The 22,399-nt window shown below is 59.9% G+C and carries 20 protein-coding genes; 7 read left to right on the top strand and 13 right to left on the bottom strand.

Features of this window, described 5'->3' with window-relative positions; genetic code table 11:
- Positions 1-72: 72 nt before the first annotated feature.
- A complete protein-coding gene (locus AC0N03_RS02130; protein WP_474286779.1) occupies positions 73-459 on the bottom strand; it encodes a DUF2267 domain-containing protein in 387 nt (128 codons plus the stop codon).
- A 136-nt stretch (positions 460-595) separates the two neighbouring features.
- Between AC0N03_RS02130 and AC0N03_RS02125 the strand changes: the two genes are divergently transcribed.
- Complete coding sequence (locus tag AC0N03_RS02125; protein WP_474286778.1) at positions 596-1,981, top strand: M20/M25/M40 family metallo-hydrolase; 1,386 nt, start codon at positions 596-598, stop codon at positions 1,979-1,981.
- 130 nt (positions 1,982-2,111) lie between these two features.
- Here the strand turns inward: AC0N03_RS02125 and AC0N03_RS02120 are convergent, their stop codons facing one another.
- The gene (locus AC0N03_RS02120) at positions 2,112-3,227 is read right to left on the bottom strand and encodes an alpha/beta hydrolase (RefSeq protein WP_474286777.1); all 1,116 of its coding nucleotides are present in this window, start codon (positions 3,225-3,227) and stop codon (positions 2,112-2,114) included.
- 108 nt (positions 3,228-3,335) lie between these two features.
- The gene (locus AC0N03_RS02115; protein WP_474286776.1) at positions 3,336-4,340 is read right to left on the bottom strand and encodes an asparaginase; all 1,005 of its coding nucleotides are present in this window, start codon (positions 4,338-4,340) and stop codon (positions 3,336-3,338) included.
- Between the two features lie 81 nt (positions 4,341-4,421).
- Here AC0N03_RS02115 and AC0N03_RS02110 point away from each other — a divergent pair, with 81 nt between their 5' ends.
- A complete protein-coding gene (locus AC0N03_RS02110; protein WP_474286775.1) occupies positions 4,422-5,267 on the top strand; it encodes a TerC family protein in 846 nt (281 codons plus the stop codon).
- Entirely contained in the window at positions 5,260-6,966 is a 1,707-nt protein-coding gene (gene ade / locus AC0N03_RS02105; protein ID WP_474286773.1) for an adenine deaminase, read from the top strand. Before AC0N03_RS02110 ends, ade begins: the two co-directional genes overlap by 8 nt.
- Here the strand turns inward: ade and AC0N03_RS02100 are convergent.
- A complete protein-coding gene (locus AC0N03_RS02100) occupies positions 6,963-7,148 on the bottom strand; it encodes a hypothetical protein (protein WP_474286771.1) in 186 nt (61 codons plus the stop codon). The two genes, ade and AC0N03_RS02100, sit on opposite strands and share 4 nt — an antisense overlap.
- An 86-nt stretch (positions 7,149-7,234) precedes the next feature.
- Here AC0N03_RS02100 and AC0N03_RS02095 point away from each other — a divergent pair, with 86 nt between their 5' ends.
- Positions 7,235-8,146, top strand: coding sequence for an MBL fold metallo-hydrolase (locus tag AC0N03_RS02095; RefSeq protein ID WP_474286770.1), 912 nt, complete (start codon positions 7,235-7,237; stop codon positions 8,144-8,146).
- Positions 8,147-8,266: 120 nt separating this feature from the next.
- Here the strand turns inward: AC0N03_RS02095 and AC0N03_RS02090 are convergent, their stop codons facing one another.
- Together AC0N03_RS02090 and AC0N03_RS02085 are read right to left on the bottom strand one after the other, a co-directional pair.
- Positions 8,267-9,040, bottom strand: coding sequence for a DUF1499 domain-containing protein (locus AC0N03_RS02090; protein WP_474286769.1), 774 nt, complete (start codon positions 9,038-9,040; stop codon positions 8,267-8,269).
- Positions 9,040-10,674 carry a long-chain-fatty-acid--CoA ligase gene (locus tag AC0N03_RS02085; RefSeq protein ID WP_474286767.1) on the bottom strand — a complete coding sequence of 545 codons (1,635 nt, stop codon included), beginning with the start codon at positions 10,672-10,674 and terminating at the stop codon, positions 9,040-9,042. Before AC0N03_RS02085 ends, AC0N03_RS02090 begins: the two co-directional genes overlap by 1 nt.
- Positions 10,675-10,806: 132 nt before the next feature.
- Between AC0N03_RS02085 and AC0N03_RS02080 the strand changes: the two genes are divergently transcribed.
- Both AC0N03_RS02080 and AC0N03_RS02075 read left to right on the top strand, forming a co-directional pair.
- Entirely contained in the window at positions 10,807-11,292 is a 486-nt protein-coding gene (locus AC0N03_RS02080) for a MarR family winged helix-turn-helix transcriptional regulator (protein ID WP_474286766.1), read from the top strand.
- A 103-nt stretch (positions 11,293-11,395) separates the two neighbouring features.
- Positions 11,396-11,608 carry a hypothetical protein gene (locus AC0N03_RS02075; RefSeq protein ID WP_474286765.1) on the top strand — a complete coding sequence of 71 codons (213 nt, stop codon included), beginning with the start codon at positions 11,396-11,398 and terminating at the stop codon, positions 11,606-11,608.
- Between the two features lie 9 nt (positions 11,609-11,617).
- Here AC0N03_RS02075 and AC0N03_RS02070 read toward each other — a convergent pair whose 3' ends face one another.
- The gene (locus tag AC0N03_RS02070) at positions 11,618-12,223 is read right to left on the bottom strand and encodes a L,D-transpeptidase (protein WP_474286764.1); all 606 of its coding nucleotides are present in this window, start codon (positions 12,221-12,223) and stop codon (positions 11,618-11,620) included.
- A 164-nt stretch (positions 12,224-12,387) separates the two neighbouring features.
- Here AC0N03_RS02070 and AC0N03_RS02065 point away from each other — a divergent pair, with 164 nt between their 5' ends.
- Complete coding sequence (locus tag AC0N03_RS02065) at positions 12,388-13,320, top strand: histone deacetylase family protein (RefSeq protein ID WP_474286761.1); 933 nt, start codon at positions 12,388-12,390, stop codon at positions 13,318-13,320.
- 85 nt (positions 13,321-13,405) lie between these two features.
- On the opposite strand, the gene folP is transcribed toward AC0N03_RS02065, so the two are convergent.
- The 6 genes from folP to fabI form a co-directional block, all read right to left on the bottom strand.
- A complete protein-coding gene (folP, locus tag AC0N03_RS02060) occupies positions 13,406-14,194 on the bottom strand; it encodes a dihydropteroate synthase (protein ID WP_474286760.1) in 789 nt (262 codons plus the stop codon).
- Positions 14,195-14,202: 8 nt separating this feature from the next.
- Positions 14,203-15,267 carry a 3,4-dihydroxy-2-butanone-4-phosphate synthase gene (gene ribB / locus AC0N03_RS02055; protein WP_474286759.1) on the bottom strand — a complete coding sequence of 355 codons (1,065 nt, stop codon included), beginning with the start codon at positions 15,265-15,267 and terminating at the stop codon, positions 14,203-14,205.
- Between the two features lie 110 nt (positions 15,268-15,377).
- Positions 15,378-16,460: a chorismate synthase gene (gene aroC / locus AC0N03_RS02050; RefSeq protein WP_474286758.1), complete on the bottom strand. Its 1,083-nt coding sequence runs from the start codon at positions 16,458-16,460 to the stop codon at positions 15,378-15,380.
- Positions 16,461-16,589: 129 nt separating this feature from the next.
- Positions 16,590-20,600, bottom strand: a complete 4,011-nt coding sequence (locus AC0N03_RS02045) for a Pls/PosA family non-ribosomal peptide synthetase (RefSeq protein WP_474286757.1) — start codon at positions 20,598-20,600, stop codon at positions 16,590-16,592.
- A gap of 155 nt (positions 20,601-20,755) precedes the next feature.
- Positions 20,756-21,364, bottom strand: a complete 609-nt coding sequence (locus AC0N03_RS02040) for a histidine phosphatase family protein (RefSeq protein WP_474286756.1) — start codon at positions 21,362-21,364, stop codon at positions 20,756-20,758.
- A gap of 23 nt (positions 21,365-21,387) precedes the next feature.
- Positions 21,388-22,227, bottom strand: a complete 840-nt coding sequence (fabI, locus tag AC0N03_RS02035) for an enoyl-ACP reductase FabI (RefSeq protein ID WP_474286755.1) — start codon at positions 22,225-22,227, stop codon at positions 21,388-21,390.
- Positions 22,228-22,399: the final 172 nt, after the last annotated feature.

Here is a 22,399-nt window from a genome sequence, read left to right as displayed (position 1 = left end):
CACGGCTCACGCTGCGAGGCCATCTGTCATTGGTCTAATTCGCACAACAAAACCGAGCCGGCATCTGGCGGTTCAGATGAATTGCGACAACCCCGGCACCGCATTGGCGATCCGGCCAACCGCCTCGTCGCCAACCTTTTCCCGCGCCGCAGCAAACAATTCATGGCCGACACTCTGCATTTCGCCCATGCTCAGCCCTGCTGCGCTCAATTCCCCGGCCAGTTCCATCAGACCGCCGCCGCCCAGCATGCCCATGAGGCCGCCCAGCAGGCCTCCGCCCGGTTCGGGCTGCGGCAGCGCCTGCAAAACCTCGTCCGCGCCCGGCAATTGCGCCAGAAGCGCATCCACTTCGTCCGGCGCCTCCCGCCTGAGAAAATTCAGGATGATGGCAATAGCGGTGCTGGCCTGACCGGGGCCGATCCCCGCCGCATCGGTCACGCGGATAATAAGTTCGTCCATCCCTGTCTCCCGTCGATCTGAATGATTTGGCTGATCTTGCCCGGCAAAGCAAGTTAACGCTGCGGCCATGTCACAAATTTGAATCGGCGGCGCATCATGCTAGAAAAGGCAAAGACTCGGTTGAAGGTGCACAAACATGGCTCAGATTGAACAGGTTCTCGCGGCAATTGATGCAAACCAGACTGCAGCGCTGGAGCGCCTCTTTGAACTGATGCGCATTCCCTCCATCTCAACCGATCCCGCTTACGCCACGGACTGCGACAAGGCGGCAAGCTGGCTGCAGAACGAACTGATCTCGATCGGCTTTTCGGCCTCGGTGCGTCCGACGCAGGGACGCCCCATGGTGCTTGCAACAGCAAAGGCCAAACGGCGCGATGTCCCCCATGTGCTGTTTTATGGCCATTATGACGTGCAGCCGGCCGATCCGCTGGAATTATGGGAAAAGCCGCCGTTTGAGCCGTCCATAGCTGAAGCCGCAACAGGCAGGCAGATCATTGGCCGCGGCGCCGCCGATGACAAGGGCCAGCTCATGACCTTTGTCGAGGCCTGCCGCGCTTTCAGCCAGAATGGCGGCCTGCCCTGCGACGTGACAATCCTTTTCGAAGGCGAGGAGGAAACCGGCTCGCCGTCCCTGCCCGCCTTCATCGCAGCCAACAAGGCTGAGCTCAAGGCCGACCTGATGATGGTGTGCGACACCAATATGTGGAACCGTACGACGCCCGCCATCACCACCATGCTGCGCGGGCTTGTGCTGGATGAAGTGGTCATCAGAGCCGCCAGCCGTGACCTTCACTCCGGCATGTATGGCGGACCGGCCATTAACCCGATCCGCGTGCTGGCGAAAATCATCGCTGGCCTGCATGATGAAAATGGCCGCGTCACCCTGCCGGGATTTTATGACGGCGTCAGCGAACTGCCCGAGGAAATCGCCGAACAATGGCGCAATCTCGATTTCAGCGGCGCGGATTTTCTGGACGATGTCGGCCTTTCGGTTCCGGCAGGCGAAAAGGGCCGCTCGGTTCTGGAGATGATCTGGTCGCGCCCGACCTGCGACGTCAACGGCATTGTCGGCGGCTATATTGCCAAGGGCTCCAAGACGGTGCTGCCCGCGCAGGCCAGCGCCAAGTTTTCCTTCCGGCTTGTGGGCCAGCAGAACCCCGAAAAAATCGTCGAAGCGTTCCGCGCCTATGTCAAAGCCAATCTTCCGGCCGACTGCACCGCAGAGTTCATCCCGCATGGCGCAAGCCCGGCTCTGCAGCTGCCCTTCAACAACGAGGCCCTGCGTCGCGCCAGCCGCGCGCTGGAAACCGAATGGGGCAAGGCGCCGGTGTTCGGCGCGTCGGGCGGGTCGATTCCCATTGTCGGCGCCTTCAAAAAAGAGCTGAACATGAACAGTCTCATGATCGGCTTCGGCCTTGACGAAGACCGTATCCACAGCCCCAACGAAAAATACGAGCTGAGCAGCTTCCACAAGGGTGCGCGCTCCTGGGCCCGAATCCTGAGCGCTCTGGCGGCAGTGTAGGTTCTGCTGAGCCGGATCGCAGAACCTGTCCTGAGGCCTTTCCTCGTCCTGAGCCTGTCGAAGGACGAGGCAATTCCCTGCGGCCACAGAGGCGCGCGGCTATAGATAGACTACGCAAATCTGCGCCTGTTCAGCGCTCCGGATTGATATTGTCGTTCGGCGGAATCGGCGGGGCATAGTCAAGTGTCGCCTGCGATACGGCCATGTTATCCGAAGGTGCACTCAGTTGCGCGCCGATCATGCTCACCACCGCCGGCGCTTCGGCGAATGTGTCATGATGAATCAGTCCGGTGCCCTTGTCGGTAATGTCGTATATTTTCACGCCAAGCCGCTCAAGTTCGGCCTTGGTGGCGCCATTATGCACGTCGAGCGCGCCGAGACGCTCGCGGTCGCCCGCAATCTTGGCTGAAATCGACAAAGCCTGATCATTCGAGGCCGAAAACACCGAGACGCGCGCACCCCTGAGGTGCTGCATCTGCTGGCGGAACACATCGATATCGATATCGGGCGCGGCAAGCATCACGTCTCCCAGATGCCCGTCGAGATCGGCATGACCGCCAATGGCATGCTGGCGCAACGCCTCCATCGCCAGCCAGGTGCCCATCGAATGCGCCAGAATATGCACGCGGCCCACACCCGGCGTGGCGGCTATGTCGGCTATCGTGCGCTCCAGCGCGTCGCGCGAGGCTGTTGCCCGCTCCTTGTCCGATTCATAGGCGAGCAGCGCGCCCTCGGAAGGCCAGGTGAACATAACCCCGACGCCGCCGAAATGGCTGTCGGCCATCATCTGCGCCAGACGGTTGCGCGCCTCCTCGGCGCTGGTATTGAACCCGTGCACGAAGAGCAAGATATCGCGGTTCCTGCCCACGCGGCCGGAAATATGCGTGGCCAGAGTATTCTTGAACTCCTGCTCGTCGAGTGGATCATGCTCCAGCAGCACGAAGTCCTTCTTCGGATCATCCCGGCCGAAGCTGGCACGCTCGATCATGCCCGGTCTGTGGCCCGGCGGAATCGACACCATATCCAGCGCAAAATGCAGATCGCCCACGGTCGTGACACCCTTTTCCTCCTTGCGAGTCGACGCATAAAGGATCGGCATCAGCTTGTTCTGCCCCGGCCCGCCTGACCAATTATGCGCGAGGGACGAGGACGCCGTGGTGAAACTGTCGATCTGCGTTGTGCAGCCCGCAAGTCCGAACGCCAAAAGCAGAGCAATTGAAGATACGTGCAGGCGCGCTGCCGTCATGATGGATCCCTATTGATGAGCAAGGGCCTTGCGCATCGCGCGAGGAACCCGAATGTAAGTGGTTGCGTTAACTGCAAAAGGTGACCAGATTGCGGCATCGCGGTGGCATCAGGCGGCGAGCGGCCCGGCCGGGCGGATCTGCCCCACCTCAATGCCGTTCCAGTTGACCATACGCGGCGCAAATCTGGACGCCAGTTTCAGACGCTCGTCTTCCGAAATCGTCAGGAACCGCATGAGCACAGCCGCCATCATCATTTCTGCCGCGCGCTCGGCGCCATCGTCGCATTTGATCGCAACGCCCAGCCCCCGCTCCGGCAGAGCCGCGCAATAGACGCCCTCGGCGCCCACCTTGACAAATGCCCGCTCGCCCAGAACCTCCATGACCTGAGTGTCAAACCGGCCCGTGCCAGCCACCATGAACGGATGCTTCGCCACCGCCTGACGCAATCGCGCGGCTGCGGCTGCCCGCTGCGGCGCCAGCCCGGCGCCAGTGCCGAACCGGGCAAAGCCCAGCGCAAGATTATGCAGCGGCAAACCATAAGTAGGGATAGAGCAGCCATCCGTTCCGCAGAAATCCTCGGAGAGAACCGCGCCCGTCACCTGCTCGATTGCCGCGCGCACTTCCCGCTGAATGCGATGTCCGGCCTTGACATAGCCTTCAGGGTCCTCGCCCATCGCGCAGCAGGCGCAGATGAATCCGGCATGCTTGCCTGAACAATTATTGTGCAGCGCCGAGGGCAGACCTGTCCTTGCCAGATCGCGCGCCGCCGCCTGCCCCATCGGCCAATGTGCGCCGCATTCAAATGTCTGTACCGAACGCCCCGCCTTAGCGACCATGGCCGCCGCCGTCTCGGCGTGCAAAGGTTCGCCGCTGTGCGAGGCGCAGGCCAGTGCAATTTCCGCATCCGTAAGTCCAAAAAGGTCTGCGGCTCCCGATTCGATAAGCGGCAGGGCCTGCAGCGCCTTGACCGCCGAACGCGGATAAATACGGGCATCCACATCGCCCAGTTCGAGCGCGCAGCGACCATCGGCATCGAAAACAGCGACGGAACCGCGATGACGGCTCTCGATCTGGCCGCCGCGCACTATTTCCACCAAAACCGGATTTGTCATGGATCGGCTTTCTGAACTATATTTAATCGGGTGAAGCAGGTTCTAGGCTGAATCAGCATGCAAGTTCAAGAAAGCAATTAAATGGCCGGCGACTACAGTACGCTTATTCTTCGCATCATCGAAATAGTCTGGATCAATCTGCTTCTTTCCGGCGACAATGCCATCGTAATCGCCCTCGCCTGCCGCGGCCTCCCCGATAATCAGCGCCGTATCGGCACTTTTCTGGGCACAGGCGCAGCCGTGGTGCTGCGTGTCATCTTCGCGCTCATCGTCACGCAGCTTCTCAACCTGCCGCTGCTTAAATTCACCGGCGGGCTGCTGCTGTTGTGGATCGGCGTCAAACTGGTGACGGATGAGGGCGAGCACGAGATCAGATCGGCCTCAACACTGCGACAGGCCGTTACAACAATCGCCATAGCCGACGCCGTCATGAGCCTCGACAATGTGCTCGCCATCGTGGCGGCGGCACATGGCTCCACCCCGATGATCATCTTCGGGCTGCTGATCTCCATTCCGCTGGTGGTTGCCGGCTCGCATATCATCCTCAAAATCATCGACAGATTCCCGGCGCTGATCTGGATCGGCGCGGCGCTCATCGGCTGGGTGGCCGGCGAAATTCTGGCAGGCGATGCGCTTATCACCGAAAATGAGAGCCTCTCAGCCGTTCTGATGATCGGGCTTGTACTGCTGATGCCCGTCATCCTCAATTTTTCGCTTATATTGCGGTTTTTCCTGCGATATCCGGCTCTGATCTGGCTTTTCGGCGCGCTGTGCGGCTGGATCGGGCATGAACTGACCTCCAATGTCGACACCCAGGACATGATCACCCATCTGCCGCTGCACAACATGACGGAATTTCTGTCCGTCTTCGGCGCGGCCTATGTCGTGGTGCTGGCCTGGCTCATCGGGCGGAGCCAGCATGACTGACATCACCATCGAAATGCTCTCGCATTTCATTGCGCAGGGCCGCGGCGACGAGCCCGCAGACCTCGTTCTCAGGGGCGGGCGCTACCTCGACCTCGTGACCGGAGATAGTGTTGCAGGCGACATCGCAATATGCGGCGAGCGCATTGTCGGCACGGGTGGGCGCTACAGCGGGAAAAAAGAAATCGAAATTTCCGGCCTGACGGCGGTGCCGGGCTTCATCGACACGCATCTGCATGTCGAATCCTCGCTGGTGACGCCCGGCGAATTCGACCGTTGCGTGCTGCCGCATGGCGTGACGACCGCCATCTGCGACCCGCATGAAATCGCCAATGTGCTCGGACTCGAGGGGCTGCGCTATTTTCTTGATTGGTCGCAACATACAATTCTCGATTTGAGGGTGCAGCTTTCCTCCTGCGTTCCGGCAACAGAACTCGAGACCTCCGGCGCGCGGCTTGAAATCGCCGATTTATGGCCGCTGGCCGGCCATCCCAAAGTTATCGGCCTGGCCGAATTCATGAATTTTCCCGGCGTTCTGGCGCGTGATCCGCAGGCTTTGGCCAAGCTTGCCGCCTTCCAGAACCGGCATATCGACGGCCATGCACCGCTGGTGACCGGCCGTGATCTCGATGGCTATTGCGCCGCCGGAATCCGCACCGACCATGAGGCCACAACCGCCGCTGAAGCGCGGGAAAAGCTCGCCAAAGGCATGAACATTCTGGTGCGGGAAGGCTCCGTCTCCAAGGATCTGCATGCGCTGGCCGCCTTGATCACGCCGGATCTCGCGCCCCACATGGCCTTCTGCACCGATGACCGCAATCCGCTCGATATTGCGGAGGAAGGCCATCTCGATTTTATTATCCGCACGGCCATCGAACTGGGCGCCCGCCCGCTCGATGCCTATCGCATGGCGGCGCATTCGGCGGCGCGGGCCTTCGGCCTCAGGGACCGCGGCCTTATCGCCCCCGGGTACCGCGCCGATATTGTTCTTGTCGGCGCGCTCGAGTCCTGCGACGTGAGGCGCGTCTTCAGTGCCGGGCGTGACGTGAATGATGCCCTTTTCGCGTCACGCGGCGAGATCGCGCCGGTCGGGCGCCATTCCGTCAAAGCACGGCATGTGACGGCCTTTGATTTTCTCATCCGCCGTCGGGGCACGCAGCATCCGGTGCTCGGAGTTGTCCCCGGCAAGATCATCACGCAGCATCTTACCCGCAGCCTGCCCAACGAGAACGGCATCGCCGGAATTGATCTTGATCAGGATGTCATCAAGGTTGCCGTTGTCGAGCGGCACGGCAAAAATGGCAATATCGGCCTTGGCCATGTGCACGGCTTTGGCCTGAAGCGCGGCGCCATAGCGTCCTCAGTCGGCCATGACAGCCATAATATCACAGTCATCGGCGCCAATGACGAGGACATGGCTTTCGCCGTCAACCATCTGGGCACGATCGAGGGCGGCTTTGTGGTGGTGGAAGACGGCAAGGTTCTGGCCGACCTTGCGCTGCCGGTGGCCGGCCTGATGTCGCTTGAGCCCTTCGAAGCCGTTCACGACAGGCTGCTGCGCTTGCGTGCCGCGGCAAAATCGCTTGGCGTTACGCTGGCGGAGCCTTTTCTGCAGGTGGCGTTTCTGCCTCTGCCCGTCATTCCGCATCTCAAGATCACCGACAAGGGTCTTGTGGATGTTGACCTGTTCCGGCTGATCTAGGGCCGCGGGGGTGCTTCAATCTTGAGGCAATCGCGCCGTCCGGATATGACGCAGTCCTGCAGAGCCTGACTGTCCTGCAGCCATCTGATGACAAAATAGATGGCAAGGCACAGCACAACCACGAAAGCAATGGCGATGACATTGACAAATGTGCGATGCTGGGGATCGTCAGGTTCGCTCACGCCGGGCCTCATACCGATATGCCCACATCTAGCGCGAAATCGGCTGTGCGGCGAGTGACGATTTTGTAATCCGGGACGCAGAGACGATGAGTGAAGACCTTTCCTTCGAGCGCGGCTTTTCGCAAAAGCCCGGAGAAGTGGCGGAACTTTCGCCGATGGTGCGGCGTCTCGTCTGTGGCAATAGCGGGCCTTTTACCTTTACCGGCACCTGCACCTATCTCATCGGGCGCGGCAAGGTGATCGTTCTCGACCCCGGCCCGGCCGATGAGGCGCATACCAACGCCATATTGACGGCAACGCGGAGCGAGACCATCGCCGCCATAATGCTCACACATACGCATATGGATCACTCGCCCGCTGCACGCACGCTCAAGGCCCTGACTGGCGCGCCCATCGTCGGCTGCGCGCAGCATCGTCCCGCGCGCCCGCTCAATCTGGGCGAAATCAACGCTCTCGACGCCAGCGCCGACAAGGCGCACAAACCCGACCACATATTTGAGGACGGCGAAGAATTCGAACTTGCCGGAATTGCCCTGCAGGCCGTTCATACACCCGGCCACACGGCCAATCACCTGTGCTATGCGCTGCCGCAGGAAAATGCGCTGTTCTCCGGCGACCATGTCATGGCATGGTCAACCACCATTGTCGCACCGCCTGACGGCGCCATGGGCGACTATATGGCCTCGCTGGAAAAACTGCGCGCCCGGAGCGAGACCATCTACTGGCCGGGGCATGGCGGGCCGGTGCAGGAGCCGCAAAGGTTTGTGCGCGCCCTGCTCCATCATCGCCGGGCGCGGGAAAGCTCGATCCTGACACGCCTGCGCGAAGGCGACAGCACCGCCAGCGCCATAGTCAGCGCCATTTATGAGAAACTTGATCCCCGCCTCAGGGGCGCCGCGGCCCTTTCGGTCTTCGCGCATCTGGAAGATCTCGTCCAGCGCGGTCTTGCCGCCTGCGACGGCGAGCCCAATCTGACCAGCACCTACCGTCCGCTATAATGCCTTTTACATTCAGACGGAGCCGGGGCGCTTTAGGTTCATTCTGAACTTGCGCCCTCCTCACCCTGCACCTGTCGAAGGATGAACGCGCCCGCCCTCCCGCGCTCTGAATATCCGGGTCTAATGCTGTTCGGCCTCGGCCTGTATTGCGCCGATCAGCCGCCGGACATGGCTGGCATTGCCGCCAAAATCATGAGCGCCGAGATTCGAGGCCGAGCGCACGTCAATGCGCACGCCCTGATCGCCGCCCCGGATGCGGATGATGATGGCGTAAGGCACATGCATCAGCAGGCTGCGCGCCAGCACCTCGATGCGGCCATCCTGAATGCCCTGAACCGGGGCCTGCGCATCGAGCCTTTTCCAGCCCAGAGTGTGGATTGCAGCTTCGACAATCGTCATTGCGTCTTCGGCGCTCAGATCGAGAACAAGGGGCTGGATGTCCGGATAGGCCGCTATCTGCGGCTCACGCGCCTGCCGGGGCAGGTCCTGCGGCGTGAAACCGCGCAACGCCGCCACCCGTTCCGAACTGAAATAAACTGGCGGGTCGTAAATATCGGTTGATACATCGGTCATTCGCGGCAGATGAAACGAATTCAGCGCCTGAAAAGCCGGCCATGCCAGCAAAGCCAGCGCCAGAATGACCGACAGCGTCGCCCGGCTTATGCCACGGTGACCGTGGTTCCAGATTGCAGCATAGGCAAAGCCGGCCAGCACAAGCGCAATCACAGCCAGAAACAGCGCGAAAACCACGACGGCAACCGCGTTCGGCAATCCTGCAAGGCCGAACCGCGCGAAGATGACGCCAAAGCCGGCGATGAAAAGCGCAAGCACCGCGCATCTTCGGCTCCAGATGGCCGCTGGCGCTACCGGCTCCTCAAGAATGAGCCTGCGCATCAATCCGCCTCATCGTCCGGAAAACGAAAATCCCTGAACTGCCGCCGCAATTCCACCTTGTTGATCTTGCCGGTGGCTGTATGGGGAATTTCATCGATGAACTGCACATCGTCAGGCAGCCACCATTTGGCAATCTTGCCGCGCATGAATTCGAGAAGCTCCGTCCGGCTGGGAACGGCGCCCTCTTTCGGCACGATGATCAGCAGCGGCCGCTCGTCCCATTTCTTGTGCGCCACGCCGATCACCGCCGCCTCGCGCACTGCCGGATGGCCGACCGCGAGATTTTCGAGCTCGATGGAAGAAATCCACTCGCCGCCTGATTTAATCACGTCCTTCGAGCGGTCAGTAATCTGCATATAGCCATTGGCATCGATATGCGCGACGTCGCCTGTATCGAAATAGCCGTCTTCGTCGAGAATATCGCCCGGCTTGCCGCCGACATAAGCCGAAGCCACGGCAAAGCCGCGCACCTTGAGACGCCCGAAGGTTTTACCATCCCAGGGCAGAGCCCGGTTATGATCATCGACGATGCGCATGTCCACGCCGAATGGCGCAAAACCCTGCTTGACCTGCAGATCGAGCCGCTCCTCGCCTGCAAGATGGCCCAGACCGGCCTTGATTGTCCCGGTTGAGCCGATGGGGCTCATCTCCGTCATGCCCCAGGCATGAAAAACCTCCACGCCCAGCTGCTCGAAGGCCGAAATCATGGCTCTCGGCGCAGCGGAACCGCCGATGATGACTGTTTTGAGGCTGGAAAAACCTGCATTTTCCAGCGAAACGTGGTTCAGCAACATCAGCCAGACCGTGGGCACACCTGCGGTCATGGTCACTTTTTCCGATTCCAGAAGAGCGTAGATCGAAGCGCCGTCCAGCCTCGCGCCGGGCAGGACGAGCTTGGCGCCGCTCATCGGCGCGGCAAAGGCCAGCGACCACGAATTGGCGTGAAACAGCGGAACCACGGCCAGAATTGTGTCGCGGCAGGAGATGCGCAGCGTATTGGGATGGGAATTGGTCAGGGCGTGCAGCACATTGGAGCGGTGCGAATAGAGCACGCCTTTCGGATTTCCCGTCGTGCCGGATGTGTAGCACAGCCCCGCCGCCGTCTCCTCGGGGAATTCGCGCCAGACAAAATCGCCATCCGCCTGCGCCAGCCAGTCCTCGTAGCAGACAAGCCCCGGAATTGGGCTTTGCGGCATATGTGCTGCATCCGTCAGCACCACGATTTTTTCCAGCAAAGGCAGACGGTCGATCAGGCCTTCCAGCAGAGGCATGAAAGTCAGATCGACAAAAATCATCCGATCCCGCGCGTCATTGATAATCCAAGCGATCTGGTCGGGAAAAAGACGCGGATTAACCGTGTGATACACGGCGCCAATGCCGGTGATGCCGTACCACGTCTCCATATGGCGTCCGGTGTTCCAGGCGAGTGTTGCGATCCTGTCGCCTTTTTTCATGCCCGCCCGCTCAAGCAATTGCGCCAGCTTCAGGGCGCGCAGCCGCATATCGCGATAGGTGATCCGCGTCACCGGCCCCTCGATGGAGCGAGAGACCACTTCGACATCGCCGAACTGGATTGCGGCATAATCAATGACTTTGTGAACGAGGAGCGGCCATGACTGCATCAAACCAAGCATGTGTTTCTCCCCGGAATCGGATCGCCTCTTTTGAACGGACGCCTGATCGGTGATAAGTTAGCCTATGTCTTGGAGCGGTTCAAACTGAACTATGTTCACCGCTGCACCCCGAAATCTGGATGAACCGCATTCATGGCCCGCACCACGCAATCCGATGCCGAAAGAGTCTGGTTCCGGCTGATACGGCTGCATACCCGGCTGCGCACCGCCATGGCCGGACGCCTGAAAGCCATCGGCCTGTCCATTCCGCAATATGATGTCCTGAGCACGCTCACCGAAGAGGAAGGCCTCAGCCAGCAAGCTCTCGCCGAGCGCCTCTATGTCACCAAGGGCAACATATCCGGACTTCTCGACCGCCTGTGCGAGGCCCGGCTGGTAGAGCGCCGCGCCATCGACGGCGACAAGCGCTGCTTCGCCATTCATCTGACCCCGGAGGGGCGAGCCCTGGTGCGGCAAGGCCTGATGATTCAAAGCGAATTCATCGCCCTGACGCTGGGGCGGATGGCGCCTGCGGATCTTCGCCAGTTTGACGCTTTTCTCGTAGAGGCGCGCGACCAGTTGCGCCGCGCATCGGAGGCAACCGGCGAACCTTTTCCGAGTGATAAAAAAACTCTTTAAAATTAACCTTTCCGGTTAAATCGAAATTAACCGCGCATGGTGACATTTTGTTGAGCAAGACAGACGCGCGCTGTCGTCAACTCCATCCCCGGTGGGCGAAGCCATGGCAAATTCAACCGAGATGAATTCTCTTCAGCAATCCGGCGCACAGTCAAACGGGCTTGATGTGCATGAACTTCATGCTCTGCTCTATCGGGAAATTGGCACCTGCGCTGTCGCCATTGCGCTGTTTGGCGAAGAAGAGGATCTCGCCCTAGAAGCGGCTGACGAGGCCGCTCCTACCTATCACGCAGCGCCCATATCGCGCGCGGCCTGACACTGAGTGTCAGCGGACAATCACCTTCGTGCCGATCTTGACCCTGTTGTAAAGGTCGATCACGTCGATATTGCGCATCCTGATGCACCCGGACGAAACTGACCGGCCGATCTCCTCCGGCTCATTGGTGCCGTGGATGCGATAGAGCGTATCCTTGCCATTCTGATACAGATAGATGCCGCGCGCGCCGAGCGGGTTGTCGGGGCCGCCAGCCAGACCGCCAGCCTTGGCTGTGGGCATGAGATAAGGCCAGCGCTGAAGCATATCCGCCGGCGGCATCCAGTGCGGCCACTCGGCCATGCGGCCAACCGTGGCAACGCCAGACCAGCCGGCTGCCTCGTCGCCGGTGGCCACGCCATATCGGATGGCCTTCTTGCCGGGCAGAACATAATAGAGCAGATGCTCCTTTGAATCGATGATCACGGTTCCGGGCGCCTCGCCCGATGTATCGTCCACCTCATAGCGCTCGAATTGCCGGTCGACCGGAGCTGTCGTAGCCTGCGCGAGCAGCTTGACATCGTTGGGCGATAATTTCGGATCAGGGACGGGCTGATAATTACATCCGGCCAATACAAAAACTGCGGCAAATACCAATCCATTTTTATTCAAAAACATAAATTTGTCCTGCGCATCCGATTCGTCATAATCGAAAATTATAGTTAGCTACTGGTTAACAAAGATCAATGCACTTCGATGCAATGCTAAAACAATTCAAGCGTCGGTTTGATATCCTGCCCGATGAACGTTACATATTTATGGCCAGACCGGAAGGGACGAGAATGACAACATTGCTGCTCACGCATCCGTCAAGCCTGCAACATGATGTGGGGCCGCACCATCCTGAGCGCCCGGATCGCATCAGGGCCATTGTGCAAGCGCTCGAGGCCGAACGATTCCAGTCTCTGGCCCGCGATATTGCCCCGAAGGCCACCGCAGAGCAGATTGCACGTGTCCATCCTGCTGCTTATTTTGAGGCCATTTGCGAAGCTTCGCCGCAATCGGGACTGGTGCAGCTTGACGCGGATACGGCAATGATGCCGCACACGCTGAGCGCCGTGCTGCACGCGGCGGGCGGCGCGGTGCGCGCGGTTGACGAAGTGATGCTCGGCCATGTCAGGAATGCTTTCGTCGCCACGCGGCCGCCGGGGCATCATGCTGAAATTTCCACGCCAATGGGCTTCTGCTTTTTCAACAATGCGGCCATTGCCGCGCGGCACGCGCAGGCCGTGCACGGTGTGGAGCGTGTCGCCATCATGGATTTCGACGTGCATCACGGCAACGGGACACAGGACATATTCTGGTCGGATCCAAGCGTGATGTATGCATCGACCCATCAGTTTCCGCATTATCCGGGCACGGGCGCAGCCGAAGAGCGCGGAGAATTCAACACCATCGTCAACGCGCCGCTGCGCGAAGGCTCTGATGGTATCGCCTTTCGTGCCGCCATGAACGACATCATCCTGCCGCGTTTGCGCGAATTCAGTCCGCAGCTCGTGATCGTTTCCGCCGGATTTGATGCGCATGTGCGCGATCCTCTCGGCCAGCTCGAACTGACCGAGGATGATTTCGCCTGGGCCACGCGGGAATTGATGGATGTAGCGGACATGAGCGCCGGAGGACGGCTCGTTTCAGTTCTGGAAGGCGGTTATGATCTCACCGGCCTTTCACGTTCCGTCGCGGCGCATGTTCTCACCCTTATGGGCGCAGGCTGAGCTCACCCCTTAACCTGAGCTTGTCGAAGGACGGCAAAATAGCCGCTATCGCACCCCGCCGGATGGAAAGAATGCCGCGCGGGCCTCAGGTCAAAGCCGCAAGCACGGCCAATGCATCGCGGTGAGCGGCGACATCATGCACCCGGATCACATCCGCGCCATTCTGCGCGCCAATGATAGCGGCGGCCAGCGAGCCAGCCAGCCGCTCGTCCGGCACTTTCCGGCCTGTGACAAAGCCGATGGTCGATTTGCGCGACACGCCCAGAAGAATCGGGCAATCCAGTGCTTTGAGCGCGCCGAGCCGTCGCACCAGCTCAAGGTTCTGCTCCGGTGTCTTGCCAAAGCCAAATCCGGGATCGACAATCATCTGCGGGCGTTTGACGCCCGCAGCCTCGCCGATCTCGATGGAGCGCCGCAGAAAATCCATCACATCGGCAATAATATCGACATCGGGGTCGACCTTCACCCGGTTATGCATGATGAAAACCGGACATCCCGCCTCGGCCGCAACCTGCGCCATGGCCAGATCTTTCTGAAAACCCCAGACATCATTGATCATTGCGGCGCCTGCATCCAGTGCGGCGCGGGCAACCTCGGCCTTCATCGTATCGACCGAGATCGGCACCCCGATACGCGGCGCCAGATCGCGTATAACGGGCAGGATGCGCGACATTTCCTCCTGCGCCGACACCGGCGTCGCGTTGGGACGGGTGGATTCTCCGCCGATATCGAGAATATCAGCGCCTTCGGCAACAAGCCGCTCGCCCTGCGCCACGGCAAGATCATGGGCGGCAAAACGCCCGCCGTCCGAGAAACTGTCCGGCGTGACATTGACAATGCCCATGATCAGCGGGCGTCCGGCCTGTGGCAGCATATGCGGGCTCAGAGAGCTTCGGTCGACAATATCTCCACCCCGAATCCCGAAAGGCCGACATATTTGCTTTTCGAAGAGGTCAGCAGGCGGATTGAGGAAAGACCCAGATCGCGCAGGATCTGCGCTCCGAGACCCACTTCGCGCCATTGCTGGCTGCGCTGGGCCTCGCTGCCCTCGATATGCGGCACATTGAGCGGCACTCCCGCCGTACCATCGCGCAGATAAACCAGCACTCCGCGCCCTTCCTCCTTGAATCGGGCAAGCGTGTGGGCAATCGTCTGGCTGGTGCCGAAAACATCGCCGATAATATCGGCCCGGTGCAGGCGGGCCAGAATATCTGTGCCGTCGCCAATGCTGCCATAGACAAAGGCGAAATGCTGCACGGGATCAAAGCGCGTGGTGAAGGCATAGCCGGTGAGTTCGCCGATGGCGGTCTTGACGGGGAATGTCGAGACGCGCTCCACCAGCCGCTCGCGCGCCTGACGATAAGAGATGAGATCGGCAACGGAAATGCGCTTCAGGCCATGCTTCTCGCCAAATTCGACAATCTGCGGGCCGCGCATCACCGTCCCGTCATCATTGACGAGTTCGCAAATGACGCCCACCGGCGGCACGCCTGCGAGCTTGCACAGGTCGACTGCAGCTTCCGTGTGGCCGGAGCGGATCAGAACGCCGCCCTCACGCGCCACGAGCGGGAAAATGTGGCCGGGCCGGACGAAATCTGCCGCGCCCATATTGCCATTGGCCAGCGCGCGCACAGTGTTTGTGCGCTGCTCCGAGGAAATGCCGGTGGTCAGGCCGTGGCGCGCATCCACCGAAACCGTGAAGGCGGTGCCCAGTGGCGCATCATTGCTCGCCACCATCGGCGAGAGATGCAGCCGGCGCGCTTCATCGGATGTCAACGGCGTGCAGACAATGCCGCAACAATTACGGATGATGAAGGCCATTTTATCGGGCGTGCACAGCGACGCGGCCATGACGAGATCGCCTTCGTTTTCGCGGTCGTCATCATCGGTGACTATAACAATCTCGCCCTTGGCAATGGCCTCAATGGCCTGCGTAACTGAATGCATGAATAACTCCGTTAAGTCATCGGGAGATAGGCTCAAAAAGCCCGATTGAAAAGAGACATGTCAAACTTATTGGTACGCAGTGGCGCAAGGAACGACATTATTTTTGCATATCAGCCCACCTGCCCCCTGTGGCGCAGATAGGCATCCGCCAGGACGCAGGCCATCATTGCCTCGCCCACCGGCACCGCCCGAATACCGACGCAGGGGTCATGGCGGCCCTTGGTCATCACATCGACATCATGGCCCGATTTATCGACCGAACGGCGCTGCGTGAGAATTGATGACGTCGGCTTGACGGCGAAACGCGCCACCACCGGCTGTCCGCTGGAAATGCCGCCCAGAATGCCGCCAGCATGGTTGGAGAGAAATTGCGTGCCATAATTGCTGGCACGCATTTCATCGGCATTTTCCTCGCCGGTCAGGGCCGCGGCGGCAAATCCATCCCCGATCTCAACGCCCTTGACGGCATTGATGCTCATCAGCGCGCTTGCGAGTTCGGCATCGAGCTTGCCGTAAATCGGCGCGCCCCAACCTGCCGGCACACCCTCGGCGACAAGTTCGATGACCGCGCCAATGCTGGAGCCAGCCTTGCGGATGCCGTCGAGATAGCCCTCGAAAAAGCGGGCGGCCTCAGCGTCCGGGCAGAAGAACGGATTATTATCGATCTCGTCCCAGTTCCAGTTCGCACGGTTTATCTTATGCGGGCCCATCTGCACCAGAGCGCCGCGAATGGAAATGCCGGGCAGGATTTTGCGCGCCACCGCGCCCGCCGCCACGCGCGATGCGGTTTCGCGCGCCGAGGAGCGACCGCCGCCGCGATAATCGCGGATGCCATATTTGGCGTCGTAGGTGAGATCGGCATGGCCGGGACGATAGCGCTGGGCAATATCGCCGTAATCTTTCGAACGCTGGTCGACATTTTCGATCTGCAGGGCGATCGGCGTGCCTGTGGTGACCTGCCTGCCCTCGTCATCGGTGAAGACGCCGGAAAGGATGCGCACCTTGTCCGGTTCCTGCCGCTGTGTGGTGAAACGGCTCTGGCCCGGACGTCTCCTGTCGAGAAAGCCCTGAATATCCGCTTCGCTGAGCGGCAGCCGGGGCGGACATCCATCCACGACGCAGCCAATGGCGATGCCATGGCTTTCGCCATAGGTGGTCACCCGAAACATATGCCCGAAAGTGTTGTAAGACATGAAAACCGTCCGAAAGCTGCCACATCTTCTAAAGCGGCGGAGCCGCGAGGTCAAACGGCAAGAGCAAACGATCCGGACCGGAAAAATTCCGCTCCGGACGCCGCAAACTGCGTCCGGAATAGCCTGATATTATCGGACTTTTGGCTCCGCGGGTGCACCGCACCATTCGGAATTTGCCGGAATCGATTCGCCTTTCATCACCACGGTCAGCGGACCGAGGCGCGCCCACTGGCCGACATTGGTGTCATAAAGCACCGTCGATCCGGGGCCGACAGTCACTCCGTCCTCCACGCGGACACGCCCAATTTTCATGACGCGATCCTCGTAGAGATGGGTCTGCAGGGCCGCGCCGCTGTTGATCGAGACGAAGGAGCCCACGCTCACGCAATCGAACTCGGTAAAATCGACGGTATCGAGATAAACCCCCTCGCCGAATTTGATGCCGAAGAGACGCAGCACCCAGGGCAGCATAGGCGTGCCGTGCAGATGCTCAAGCAGCACCTTGTTGGCGAGGCCCGCATAAATCACCGCAACCGACTCGGTGCGCATGGCCCACCAGGACCACATAGGCCGCACGATCGGCTCGTATTTGCCGATTGTGACCCATTTGAGGGCGACGACAACCAAGGTCATCGAGACGGATATGACGCAGGAGGCAATCATGCCGATCCAGAACAGGCGCAGCCAGTCATGCGCCAGCAGCGCGGGCGCGATAGCGTCAATGGCCCATGCGCCTGCCGTGATGGTCAGCGTGTTGGGCAGCGAGATCGACATGGTCTCAAACAGGCCGCGCGCCAGTTTTTTCCAGCGCGGCGCCTCGTAGGTCCAGTTCGAGCCGCTGTCAAAACGCTGACGCACCGGAAATTTAATCGGCGGCAGACCAAACCATGTATCGTTCTCGCTGATCCATTCATTGGCTGGCGGCCGGGACTTGATACCGATGAGCGCGCCGTCCGGCACATTGGCGCCGGGCGGCAGAACGCCGTTGTTGCCGATGAACACGCGCGAGCCGGTGCGCACCTTTTTCATGAATATCCAGCCGCGCCGCATGTCCTCGTCGCCGACATTCACCTCGTCGGCAATGAAGCATTTGTCGCCGATTTCAACGAGATCGAACCGCCCTGCAAGGCTGGTCGAGATTTCCGAGTCCTTGCCGATCCGCGCGCCCATGAGACGATACCAGGTGCGCATATACAGAGTTGCGAAGAGGGAACTCAATGTTTCCAGTGTCAGTTCTGTCGCCAGCGACACCACCCATTTGCGCACATAGAACCAGGAATGCACCGAATAGGTGCCCTCCTTCGTGCGGAACGGCATGATGATCCAGCGCAGCGCCACAATGAACAACACCGTGAAAATCACCATGGTGATCGACGCCGGCCACGCATAGAGCGGGATCGACAAAAGATAGAGCGTCGCATCGGACACATTCAGCAATTCGTCGACCCGGTCATAGAAATAGAAGGCCGGAAATATCGGCAGCAGACCGAGCGGCGGCATCACCAGCAGCATGACAAAATAAAACAATGTCTGCACCGAGCGCTTGACCGGTCCGGCCTTGGACTGCTCAGGCAGTTCATCGCGATTGACCATGCCCACCTTGCGGGCCGGAGAGCCGTCCCAGATCTCCCATGCGCCGATCTGCGTTCCTGAAGGCACGGCGGTAAGGTCACGCAATTCAGACCCTTCGGCCATGATCGTGCCGTTTTCGATAACGGCCGACGAGCCGACAGAACAATCCTCGCCGATAACGATGGGGCCGATGATGAATTCATTGCCTTCGACACGGGCGCAGGCAAAATTGGCTTTGGAGCCGATGCTTGAGCGGGCGCCGATGGTGATCTGATCCACGGCACTGATTTCAATATCGCCGATGATCGCATCCTTGCCGACGCGTGCGCCCATGGCCAGCAGGTAATACCGCATCATCGATGTGCCCTGAAACCAGTTGGCATGCACCAATGCGTTGAACCGGTCGACCAGCCACCAGCGGAAGTAATAGACGCCCCAGAGCGGGTAGCGCCCCGGCTTCATGCGGCCGATGATCAGCCATTTGGCCAGAATCACCACAAAGACCGTCGCCACATTGATGAGAATATAGACGCCCAGCAGCGACACGATTTCCTCAAACAGCGTGGCTTCGGGGTCGGTCAGCAGCATGTAGCTGATAAAAACGCCAAGCCACTGCGCCGTCATGATGGTTAGGATGAACGGCATCATGACAGCCTGGGCCAGACCGCACAAAAAGCGGCGCATCAGCGGCGGCGGCGTGAAGGCCAGATTACGGCGCGGGCCGACGCTGGCGGACTTTTTGTCCAGTTCGGCGCCGATCGCCCGCAAGGTCCGGAACGCGTAAATATCCTGCAGCGTCAGACCAGCCAGATGGTGTGTTTGCCGGACGATTGAGACAAACCGCGCCGCAAGCAGCGAATGGCCGCCCAGTTCGGTGAAGAAATCCGCGTCGAAGGGAATGGCCTGCGGCGGCAGAACCTGCCTGATCGCCTCCAGAAGATAAGCTTCGGTTTCCGTCTTCGGCTCTTCCTGCACTTCAACGCTGACAGGCGCCGAGAGCGGCACGGCCTTGAGAGTCTTTCGATCCACCTTGCCGCTGGAAAGTCTTGGCAGGCTTTGCACGGTTTCGTAGCGCGCCGGCACCATATAGGCCGGAAGCTGATCCCGCAGAAAATGCCGCAGGTCTCGCGATCCCGGCATGTCTGCCCCAGCCGGCACCAGAAAGGCGACGAGTTCGTCCATCCCTTCTTCCTGCCGCACCACCACAGCGGCCTGTGCTATCGCCGGATGTTCGGCAAGCTTGGCCTCGATCTCGCCAAGCTCGATGCGGAAACCGCGAACCTTGACCTGATCGTCGATACGCCCGCGAAAGGCGATATTGCCCTGCGCATCGACCACAACGGCATCGCCCGAACGATACAGAACGGGATCGCGCAGACGCGAGGGAAACGGATTGGCAATGAATTTTTCGGCGGTCAGATCGGGCCGGTTGAGATATCCCGCGGCAACGCCGGGGCCGCCGATGAGCAATTCGCCTTCGACACCGGGCGCCACGAGATTAAGCGCCTCATCAACGACATAGCAACTGTAATTCGGAATGGGCCTGCCGATGGTGACGGGCTCGTTCGGCTGGATTTCGGCGACTGTGGCGACGACTGTGGCTTCCGTCGGCCCATAGGAATTGAAAAGGTGGCGGCCCTCCCGGCACCAGCGGTTGGCAATGGCGGGCGGACAGGCCTCACCGCCAAGGACGATGATCCTCAGGCTCGGAATGTCCTCCTGCAGCATGGCGAGCAAGGTCGGCACGGTGTCCAGCACGGTAATGCCCGCGTCCAGCATGACCTGCGGCAGCTTGTCGGCCTCGCCCATGATCTGCGCCGTGGCCACAAATAGCCGCGCGCCGACCAGATAGGGCAGCCAGATTTCTTCCATCGAAAGATCAAAGGCAACCGAAGCGCCCTGAAACACCACATCCTCGCCCGTGACGCCGTAAACCACATTGGCGGCGCGCAGATAATGGCAGATGTTGCGGTTGGAAATAACAATGCCCTTGGGCGTGCCCGTGGAACCCGACGTATAAATCACATAGGCCGGATGATCCGGCGTGGCGCCGTTGAGGCGGGCATCGACGACAATGCCGGCCGGCGCCTTGGCGAGATCCTCCGGGGTGTAGATCGGGCATATGATCTTGCCGACAACTTTGTCCTCATTGGCCTCGGACGTGACCAGCGCCTTGGCTTCGGCATCGCGCAGGCATACGGCGATGCGCTCGACCGGCGCGTCGCCGTCGAAGGGGAGCCAGGCCGCGCCCGTCCGGGCTATGGCGATCTGCGCAACCAGCAGCGCCTGCCCGCGCGGCATCCAGAGGCCGACCACATCGCCTGCCTTGACACCTTCCTTGAGCAGGCCGCGGGCGATCTGCGCGGCGGCAGCATCGAGTTCTGCGTAGGTCAGCGTTCCTTCAGGACCTGTCAGAGCAATTGAATCGGGGCAATTCCTGACAGTGGCGGCGAATATATCACTCAGGATTTCATCTTCGAGAAGATCAACGCGCAGAGCGCCATGAAGCTGCGCAAGCGGCGAGCCGGAACCGGTGTGCAAATGTTGATGAGACTCAATCTGATTCATTAGGTCAATGTTTCTTTCGCCGGCCGCAACGTTACGAGTTTACCTGCAACAAGGGCCTCATCAAGCCGGCAGGTTATCATCACAGGGTATAATGTTTTAATCATGCCCATTTTATGTCATTGCGCTCAGTCAATTATTTTGACTTCGACAGCTCGTCAGAGCCACTGCGACTTGCCACCCTGAAATACCAGTACCCGTCCCTGCCAGATATCGAGGTTTGGCGCAACTGACGGATCGACGCCGCAAATCAGCGCCATTAAAATTCGCGCTATACCTCCATGCGAGACGATGATCGAGTCGCCCGAGACACCATCCAGCCAGGGGCGTATACGCTCGGCCACCATGGCATAGGACTCGCCGCCCGGCGGTACAAAACCCCATTTGTCGGCCTCACGCATTGCCGCGAGCGCCGGATCGCGCGCCGTGACCTGCGGCCAGGTGAGCCCTTCCCACCGGCCGAAGGTAATTTCCTTCAGGCGGTCCTCCATCGCATAGCTGCGCACTGGCAAGCCAAGCTCCTGCCGCGCGATCTCCATCGTCTGGCGCGTCCGCAGCAGGGGCGAGGCGACAAAATTGAATTGCGTTTCGATATCCTCGGCTCGTATGCCAAGCGCATTGCGCAATTTCTTGCCGACCTGCTCAGCCTGTCTGTAGCCTCTGGCATTCAGGACAACATCCTGCTGCCCCTGCATCCGGCCTGTGGCGTTCCAGTCGGTTTCGCCATGACGGATGAAGAACAAACGATCCGATTTACCCAGTTTCATCAACAAACCTTCAGGCCGAACATCTATTCCTTGACGGAAAGGTCAGGCGCGCTGGGATTCTTCATCCCGACAACATGATAACCCGAATCGACATGCAGAATTTCGCCGGTGACCCCGCGCGACATCGGCGAAAGCAGATAAACCGCGCTTTCCCCCACTTCCTCGATGGTGACCGTACGGCGCAGCGGCGAATTATATTCATTCCAGCGCAGGATATAACGGAAGTCGCCAATGCCGGAGGCGGCAAGCGTTTTGATCGGGCCGGCAGAAATCGCATTGACGCGGATATTCTTCTCGCCAAGATCCGCAGCGAGATAGCGCACGCTCGCTTCCAGAGCCGCCTTGGCCACGCCCATGACATTATAATGCGGCATCCACTTTTCCGCACCGTAATAAGTGAGCGTGAGCAAGGAACCGCCATTGCCCATCAATTTTTCGGCGCGCTGGGCAATCGCCGTGAAGGAATAACAGGAAATCGCCAGCGATCTGGTGAAATTACCTTCCGTCGTGTCGACATAGCGGCCGGTCAGTTCATCCTTATCGGAAAAGGCGATGCAGTGAACCACAAAGTCGAGACTGCCCCAGAGACGTTCGATCTCGCCGAATACCGCATCGATTGTGGCGCCGTCGGTGACGTCGCAATGGCCGACGACATGGGCCGATAATTCCTCGGCAAGCGGGCGAACACGCTTTTCGAGAGCATCGCCCTGATAGGTAAAGGCCAGTTCGGCACCTGCGTCGCGGCAGGCCTTCGCAATGCCCCAGGCGATCGACCGGTTATTGGCCACCCCCAGAACAAGGCCCCGCTTGCCTTTCAGCAAACCAAACGAAGGGTGCGCAATTTGAGCATCGGTCTCGGTCATCGACTATTTATCCTCTTCTTCTGTAATTTCTTTAGCCTAAAGCGTGACCAAAAGAAAAGGGGGGCTCATCTTTACCAAATTGCAAAAATTGCATGGATGAACGTTCGCCATGTGATTTTTTCGCTTCTCAAGCCCCGCGGATTGCGTCACATTGATCGTTAACAAAACGTTA

Source organism: Methylocystis sp. sgz306128 (assembly GCF_056032725.1).
This window is presented reverse-complemented; position numbering and strand designations above follow the sequence as displayed.